Annotated in this window: 1 protein-coding gene and 1 pseudogene; both read left to right on the top strand. The window is 50.1% G+C overall.

Translation table 11 applies throughout. From position 1 onward, the window contains the following. Positions 1–108, top strand: a pseudogene (locus ACTHSP_RS21075) (UDP-N-acetylmuramate dehydrogenase); the annotation flags it as partial. 18 nt (positions 109–126) lie between these two features. Next, positions 127–768 (top strand): TetR/AcrR family transcriptional regulator, encoded by a 642-nt coding sequence (locus ACTHSP_RS21070; RefSeq protein ID WP_004519965.1) that lies wholly within the window; start codon positions 127–129, stop codon positions 766–768. Positions 769–770 lie beyond the last annotated feature (2 nt).

Genomic DNA, 770 nt, shown 5'->3' with positions numbered 1-770 from the left:
CAAGATGTCCACCAGCTGGCACAATATGTTTGTAATACAGTATTTACTCAATTTCAGGTAGAATTACACGCAGAACCCAACTGGCTGCCTACTTCATACAGCCTGTAAAACAAAGGAGTGTATCCCATGCCGCGCATTGCTAAAGTCAACACTTACACACGAATCATCAATGCCAGCCTCGCCTTGTTCAACGAAGAAGGCGAGCGCAATATCAGCACCAACCATATTGCCGCCCACTTGGGCATCAGCCCGGGCAACCTCTACTACCATTTCCGCAACAAAGACGAAATCATCGTCCAATTGTTTAAGCGTTACAGCGAGGCCCTGCTTGTCTACCTTAACGAAGCCGTGTTGCCGTCTAATGTGGAAGACTCCATCAACTACATGGCCGGTATTTATGATGTGATGTGGGAATACCGTTTCCTTTTCAGCGATGTAAATACCCTGCTTGCCCGCAGTGCCGAATTATTGGGCGAACACAATACCTTTACCCAAGCCAAAGTTTCCCCGCTGTTGGTCAACCTGCTGACCCAGCTCAACGGTCTGAACATCATCAGCGCAGACCAAACCGCCATGAACGACCTTGCCGTCAATATGTGGATGGTGACAAAATACTGGTTCGACTTCGACAGCTCCCTGCGCGGCCGCGCCAAGTTGACCGAAGATTCCAAAGTACGGGGCATCAGCCGCACACTCAGCCTGTTGCGCCCTTACCTCCTGCCGGAACACCGTGCCGAATTCGACCAAAAAATCGGCAGCAACCATTAATT

Source organism: Neisseria sp. P0001.S005 (genome assembly GCF_051963715.1).
This window is presented reverse-complemented; position numbering and strand designations above follow the sequence as displayed.

Coding starts and splice junctions, on each gene's coding strand:
- ACTHSP_RS21070 (WP_004519965.1), top strand. CDS start 127: ATGCCGCGCATTGCTAAAGTCAACACTTACACACGAATCATCAATGCC.